General features: G+C 38.9%; 9 protein-coding genes. 4 read left to right on the forward strand and 5 right to left on the reverse strand.

The window, feature by feature from the left end:
- The first annotated feature begins 176 nt into the window (after window positions 1-176).
- Entirely contained in the window at window positions 177-539 is a 363-nt protein-coding gene (locus AC1DUW_RS18025) for a type 2 periplasmic-binding domain-containing protein (protein WP_477643120.1), read from the forward strand.
- Window positions 536-1,189 carry a molybdate ABC transporter permease subunit gene (gene modB / locus AC1DUW_RS18030; protein ID WP_053344788.1) on the forward strand — a complete coding sequence of 218 codons (654 nt, stop codon included), beginning with the start codon at window positions 536-538 and terminating at the stop codon, window positions 1,187-1,189. Before AC1DUW_RS18025 ends, modB begins: the two co-directional genes overlap by 4 nt.
- On the opposite strand, the gene AC1DUW_RS18035 is transcribed toward modB, so the two are convergent.
- Window positions 1,151-1,636, reverse strand: coding sequence for a GNAT family N-acetyltransferase (locus AC1DUW_RS18035; RefSeq protein ID WP_477643121.1), 486 nt, complete (start codon window positions 1,634-1,636; stop codon window positions 1,151-1,153). The two genes, modB and AC1DUW_RS18035, sit on opposite strands and share 39 nt — an antisense overlap.
- A 114-nt stretch (window positions 1,637-1,750) precedes the next feature.
- Between AC1DUW_RS18035 and AC1DUW_RS18040 the strand changes: the two genes are divergently transcribed.
- Together AC1DUW_RS18040 and AC1DUW_RS18045 are read left to right on the forward strand one after the other, a co-directional pair.
- On the forward strand, window positions 1,751-2,245 hold the full coding sequence (locus AC1DUW_RS18040; protein ID WP_201182198.1) for a hypothetical protein: 495 nt from the start codon (window positions 1,751-1,753) through the stop codon (window positions 2,243-2,245).
- A 198-nt stretch (window positions 2,246-2,443) separates the two neighbouring features.
- Window positions 2,444-2,641 (forward strand): cold-shock protein, encoded by a 198-nt coding sequence (locus AC1DUW_RS18045; RefSeq protein ID WP_028393295.1) that lies wholly within the window; start codon window positions 2,444-2,446, stop codon window positions 2,639-2,641.
- 68 nt (window positions 2,642-2,709) lie between these two features.
- Here AC1DUW_RS18045 and AC1DUW_RS18050 read toward each other — a convergent pair whose 3' ends face one another.
- From AC1DUW_RS18050 to AC1DUW_RS18065, 4 genes are all read right to left on the reverse strand, one after another.
- Window positions 2,710-2,877: a hypothetical protein gene (locus AC1DUW_RS18050; protein WP_157444591.1), complete on the reverse strand. Its 168-nt coding sequence runs from the start codon at window positions 2,875-2,877 to the stop codon at window positions 2,710-2,712.
- 140 nt (window positions 2,878-3,017) lie between these two features.
- Complete coding sequence (locus tag AC1DUW_RS18055; protein ID WP_098175860.1) at window positions 3,018-3,437, reverse strand: flavodoxin domain-containing protein; 420 nt, start codon at window positions 3,435-3,437, stop codon at window positions 3,018-3,020.
- Window positions 3,427-4,479, reverse strand: coding sequence for a ribonucleotide-diphosphate reductase subunit beta (locus tag AC1DUW_RS18060; RefSeq protein WP_056531167.1), 1,053 nt, complete (start codon window positions 4,477-4,479; stop codon window positions 3,427-3,429). The genes AC1DUW_RS18055 and AC1DUW_RS18060 overlap by 11 nt, the downstream gene beginning before the upstream one ends.
- A 39-nt stretch (window positions 4,480-4,518) precedes the next feature.
- Complete coding sequence (locus tag AC1DUW_RS18065) at window positions 4,519-6,750, reverse strand: ribonucleoside-diphosphate reductase subunit alpha (protein WP_477643122.1); 2,232 nt, start codon at window positions 6,748-6,750, stop codon at window positions 4,519-4,521.
- Between the last annotated feature and the right edge of the window lie 24 nt (window positions 6,751-6,774).

Consider the following 6,774-nt stretch of genomic DNA (forward strand, 5'->3'; position numbering starts at 1 on the left):
CTTGGAGTAGTATAAATTGTTACCATTTAAAATCGACTCCTTCAAAGTGTTAAAAGTATATGGAATGAAATTATTTTTGTTTTTGTGATACTCTTACTTTAACGTTTCTTTGTGTCAGCAATATGTCAAGAAAAATAAACTTAAAAGTTATTTTGAAAAGAAAGGGAGAAAATGAAATGCAATCTGCCTTTAATAAAGTAAACAATGATAGTACGCTGCCATATAATTTTGATTCTTTAGTGCGGCAACAGCAGCAAATTTTCAATGTTACACCGGTTAATTTGTTTATTTCAACGGATGAATCTCCATGTAATTGCATAATGAATGATTGGATCATATACGACTGCATTGATTTTATAGGCAATAAAACCATAATGGCATTACATAAGGATGAAGATAATAAGTCGAAAGCAGCGAGCAGCACACCAAAAATTGTTAAAGTCGGGCAATATGTGATGGAAACGTTCGATTCAATGCAAGTAACGAACAAAGTCCAAGATACGCTCGTTTTTTCTAAGGATGTGTGGATAGTATCATGACAGCAGATTTTTGGTCACCAGTCAGACTATCGATCCAGGTAGCGGGACTCGCAGGTATCCTTGTTTTTATTTTAGGGATTTTCCTTGCACGAATAATGGCTAAAAAGCAATTCAGAGGAAAAATCCTATTGGAAACCGCATTTTTATTACCACTTGTTTTGCCTCCTTCTGTAGTCGGTTTTTTATTGATTGTGATTTTTGGGAAAAACGGAAGGCTGGGTGAATTCATTGAAAGGGTTTTTAATCAGCCCTTAATGTTCACATGGTGGGCAGCGGTTATTGCATCTACCGTTGTCGCTTTTCCACTTATGTACCAATCCGCTAAAACAGGTTTTGAAGGTATAGATGAAGAAATCGAGAATGCAGCAAGAGTTGATGGGGCAGGCGAGTGGAGGTTGTTTCTGTTAGTATCCCTTCCATTGGCGGTTAAATCAATCGTCACAGGTGCCATATTGAGTTCTGCACGGGCTTTGGGTGAATTCGGGGCGACGCTCATGTTTGCCGGAAATATTCCCGGACAGACACAGACAATTCCTACCGCTATTTATATCGCCATGGACTCCGGGAATATGACATTAGCCTGGCTATGGGTCGGTGTAATCATTGCTATTTCATTCATCATGCTCTTTGTCGTGACGTACATTAAATGAATGATTTTTTTCATGTAGGCTAATAAAAAAATGAGGTGCGGCTTCTACATCTTTTGTATGCGTGAAGCCGTTTTTTTCGTACAGTTTTCTTGCAGGCAGATTCATTTTACCGGTCGAAACGGATAGTTTTTCCCATTTACAAGTAAATTGAAGATGATTCAGCAGTGTTTCTGCTATTCCTTGTCGAAAATAATCTGGATGGACGACAATTCGGCATATCTTCATATGCATAATTTCTTTTGTGTAGGATATTGCTCCAGCTAATGTATCGGCCTTGAAAAAGCCGATAAACGTTTCATTACAATTTATAAATTGGTCATATGTTTCTAATAATGGGGGAATATCGGTAAATTCAATAATATCTGCTTCTATCTGATAGGCTTTTTTCTGAAGCATGAAAAGCTGTTGTCCATAATTAGAGTCTAGGACTTGAATTTTTTTTATCAAATAATCACATCCTTTAGTTACATTATAATAGATGATGACGAGGAAGATTATTGTTTCTAATCAGTCTATGTTATAATCGACAAACAATATGAACTAATGAAATGAGGAAGAAATTTGTTAACATTTGAAGAAAAATTGAGCATTATTGAAACTTTTCCTGAATTACAGAGGAAAGATGTTTCACTGGGCCGTGTGAATTTCCACTATCTAGAAAGTGTCCAAGAGAAAAAGATCGTCGTTCAGCACCTGCATCCAAATGGAAATGGATTCGTATACGCAGGGCATATGAGAAAGAAAGAAACTGACCGTAAAGGATTTATCAATATACGTGACTATACTGAAGAGGAATTAAAAGATTTGATTCAAAAAAGCATAGCTTATCTATCCGAACCTCCGATTGAAATCGAAGAAGAAGAAGTAAACGAGTTCGCTAGGTTGGAAGGAACATGGATTGGACTTGAAAAGCAGGAGCTTTCGCTTGTAAGAGAAGATCAACTCTGGAACGTATACTCTGGATCGAATTTGGAGGAGTGTTTCGAGAGCCCGATTGAGGCAGAGCGCTATTTACTGGACGAAGGTTTCCGCCAAAGTAAGAAGAGAAAAATGTAGAATTTTAGGATAATTTGTCGTTGGAATTACAGCGATAATCTTGTTTTTTTTTGATTTTCCATGATATAATATAAGTAATTATTTTTGTTCGGAATAAGTTTGATAGATGGATTTACCGTTATAGGATTCCTCTTGAAACATTATCCAGAATCAAAAATAGTAATAAAATGGATTTTTCCAAACACAGGAGGAACTATCATGGTACAAGGTAAAGTAAAATGGTTTAACGCAGAAAAAGGTTTCGGTTTCATCGAAGTTGAAGGCCAAGACGATGTATTCGTACATTTCTCAGCTATCCAAGGCGAAGGCTTCAAAACTCTTGAAGAAGGCCAAGAAGTTTCTTTCGAAATCGAGCAAGGCGCTCGTGGACCACAAGCAGCTAACGTTCAAAAATAATTGAACGCTTATAAAAAAAGACTCCGATTCTGGAGTCTTTTTATTTTTCCTCTGAAAAGAAAAAATTTTTAATCCCCTTTTCTGTTGGCTATTTCCTTAAGTAATTTATCCAATTTTTCTTCGATCCGTTTAGAACGATTAAAATGCTGGGACAGGTTAATTACTAAAAATATTAAGATTACTGCAAACAATAGCATAAAAAGTATGGGGAGTAACTGAACGATAGTATCAGCCATAGTATTTCTCCTTTTTTCTTCATTATATACCATTATTATCCTTAGTATGATGCAGGGATTAAATGATTTTCATAATCAGGATTCTACTTTTTACTAATTAACGAGTGAAAGGGATATGTATAATCGCATAGCCCTTTCATTCAGTTCTTAAATAAAGAGGCGAACTTTTGAAGTCTTGGCAAGTCTGACTCTTGATACATTTGTTCGATTTTTAAAGTCACCAATAACTGGCTCTTTGCAAATAGCATGTCCCGAAAATGATCGACAGCTCCGCAAAAATGACTGTAATTGGTTTCTCCTGTCCCGAAGACGCCTGTCTTTAGATGAGAAATCGGTAATTGCTCTAGTTCCGCATAAAAGGCAGCTGTTTTGGCAGGAAGCTCTCCATTACCCCATGTATAGGTACCGATGATCAATGCATCGTATTCTGGCAATATACCGGTATCAAATTCGCTAGTTCGAAAAAGTTCTGCTTCTGGCAAAAGGGAAGCAAGGGCTTCAGCTAGTGCTTTTGTATTGCCGCCGGCCGAATGATAGACAATTGCAATTTTATAGCTCATCGAACCCATTGCTAGCATTTACTTGACTGTATGTTCTTGATTTTTGTTCAAAGAAATCAGTTTTGGTGAGGCCAATAGATTCGTCGTCGAATGTTTTAATCCATGGCATCGGGTTCTCACTATACTCTTGATACAAGTTTTCAAGTCCTAGCATACGCAGTCGTTTGTTGGCGATGTATTCGATGTACTCGTTGAATTCTTCCAAGTCGAGATCTGCTTTGGTTTGGATATCCTCAAGCATATACTCAGACCATTCTTTTTCAAGTTCAACTGCTCTTTCAATCGTTGTATAGATGAACTTCGTGTTTTCTTCATTATTTAACTCCGGGTATTCATACATCAAGATTTGTACGAGCATTCCGATGAAATCGAAGTGAACCATTTCATCGCGATGTATATAGGAAATCATTGTAGCCGAACCAGTCATTAGGTTTTGACGCCCTAAGTTGTAATAGAAGGCGAATGCCAGGTAGAAATAAATACCTTCGAGGTTCGTGGAATGGATGAGTGCTTCAAATAAGTGTTGAGGACTAGGATCGTCCACAAACGTTTGATAGGCATCCACAATCGGTTGATTCCGCTTTATCACTTCCGGGTGTTCTTTAATGCGGTCGAAAAGTTGTTTTTGCTTGCCTACCGGAATCAAGGAAGCAAGGATATAGGAATAAGATTCATTATGAATAGATTCCTGCTGGGCCATGTTGGCCAGGATCGCTTTTGCTGCCGGGTCTTTGATGTAACGAAGGATTTCCACTAAAGTCGGCGTTTGAAGGCTGTCCATTCCTGCAATCATCGTAAGGATATCAAGGAAAGCATCCTGGATATCTTCATCTAATTCGCCCCACTGCTTTTTATCCTGAATCATGTTCACGCTCGAAGGCTTCCAAAAGTTATTGATGAGTTGTGTATACGTATCATAGAATTTTTCGTACTGAATATCGTTCCAAAGGAGAAAGCCTGAAGCTTCCCCTTTGAATACGCCCGTTGCTTTAGTTGGATGCGTAGGTTCGAGCATCCGAATTTTTTTGATATGATTGGTCATTCGTAAAACTCCTTTAAAAATAGATTACTGATTTGATCGTTAACTTGAGCAACTTTCGCAGGCATTATCATATTCAGATGAAGTGGAACGAACATAATAGGTTGATTTCAATCCGCTTTCCCATGCTGTTAAATGGATATCCAATAGAACTTTAGCCTTGATTGTGTTGTGGACATACAGGTTAAAGCTGATAGCTTGGTCAATATGACGCTGACGGGCTGCATTTTGTCTGATGCTTTCCTGTTGGTCCAAGTTAAATCGTGTTTTTTTATAATATTCATACGTATTAGGCGTCAATCCGGGTGCTGTCACTTTGAATTTGAAGTTTTTCTTTTCTTCATAAAATTCAATTTCATATAAGGGATCGATTCCATCAGTGGAGTTACCGATTTTAGCCGTTGATGAATTAGGTGCAATGGCCATTAAATATCCATTTCGGGTACCGTGTAGCTGCACATTTTCTTTTAGATCCATCCATTTTTCATCGGTATAGTCACGAAGTTCGAAATATTGGCCTGTATGCCAATCAGATCCTTCAAAATATGGGTACGTTCCTTTTTCCTTAGCCAATTCATTAGACGCTTTGATTGTTAAGTAAGCAATTTTTTCGTATAAAGTATCAGCATATTGAACGGCCTCATCTGATTCCCAATATATATTCTGGGTGGCAAGTAAATGATGCCATCCAAATGTTCCTAAGCCAATTGCCCGGTAACGCTTGTTTGAGATGGATGCTTGCTTGACCGGAAGATTGTTCACATCAATGACGTTATCGAGCATGCGGATCTGAATCGGAATCAATCTTTCTAATACATCACTACTTACCGCGCGAGGCAGGTTAATGGAAGAAAGGTTACATACGACGAAATCGCCGCTTTTACGAACTACAACTACATCGCCATCTTCAGTTTCGTATTCATCCGTGATCGTTGAAGGGCTTAAGTTTTGAGCAATCTCTGTGCAAAGGTTGGAACAATAAATCATTCCTTTATGTTTATTAGGATTCTTACGGTTCACTTCATCACGGTAGAACATATACGGTACGCCTTCTTCTAGCTGAGAAATCATAATGCTTTTCATAATGTCCATCGCGTTGATTTTTTCAAAGCTATAGCTAGGAAGTGTGCCATTTTCCGCAGCCTCCACAGCGTGAGCGTAATGATTTCTGAAGCTTCCTTCGCCTTTTTTCTCGTCATAAAAATCTTCGAGTGAGAATCCAAGGGTTTGCTTTACGGTATGTGGGTCGAAAAGATACCATTCTTTCCGATCGCGTACGGCTTCCATGAACAGATCAGGAATACATACACCTGTAAAAATATCATGAGCTTTCAACCGGTCATCACCGTTTTGTGTCTTTAAGTCAAGGAAACTCATGATATCTTTATGCCAGGCATCCAAATAAATCGCGATTGCTCCTTTACGCTGGCCCAATTGATCGACGCTGACAGCAGTCTGGTTAAACAAACGGATCCAAGGGGTCGTGCCTGAACTGTTTCCAGAAAAACCGCGGATATCAGAACCAAGCGAGCGGATTTTACCGACATAAAGTCCTACACCACCGCCGAATTTAGATACTTTGGCGGCATCGTAGTTGGATAGATAAATGCCATCAATAGAATCTTCAATCGCGTCAATAAAGCATGAACTTAACTGACCGTGAGTTTTTCCTGCGTTTGATAGGGTAGGTGTCGCGACGGTCATATACAGATTGGACATCGCCCAGTATGCCTCTTTGACAAGTTGCAGGCGGTGTTCTGTTTTTTCCATTCTCATAATTTCCATAGCGATGATCATGAAGCGCTCCTGAGGCAGTTCGTAGACCTTGTCTTTTTTCGGACGGGCTAGGTAGCGGTCGTTTAATAAGTAGATGCCGATATAAGAAAATAGTTTATCTTTTTCCGGATCGATCACTAAGCCTAATTCTTCAATTTCTTCTTTGGAGTAAGAGTCGAGTAGTTCGGGTTTATAAATCGGGTAGCGTTCCCCTTCTTGCTGTTGAGAGAGTCCTGCGATTAATTCATAGAACGGTCCGTAGCTCACGCTCTCATAACCGCGATTCGCTTGTGCATCCCTGTACATCGTATTCAAAAGTTCTGCCGCAGCAACAAACGTCCAATCTGGAGCATCTATGTCTACACTTTCGAGAGCAAGCTGGATCAGTTTTTTTGAAGTTTGTTCTTCTGTTGAGTCACTTTTACGATCTAGCCATTTTGTAAAACGCTTTTTGAACTTTTCCATATCTAGCCGGCCTTCGAATTCTTTGGATAACATCTCAAGCTGGATAGAACTTGTTTC

The sequence above is a fragment of the Peribacillus sp. P4_C12 genome, assembly GCF_056402095.1.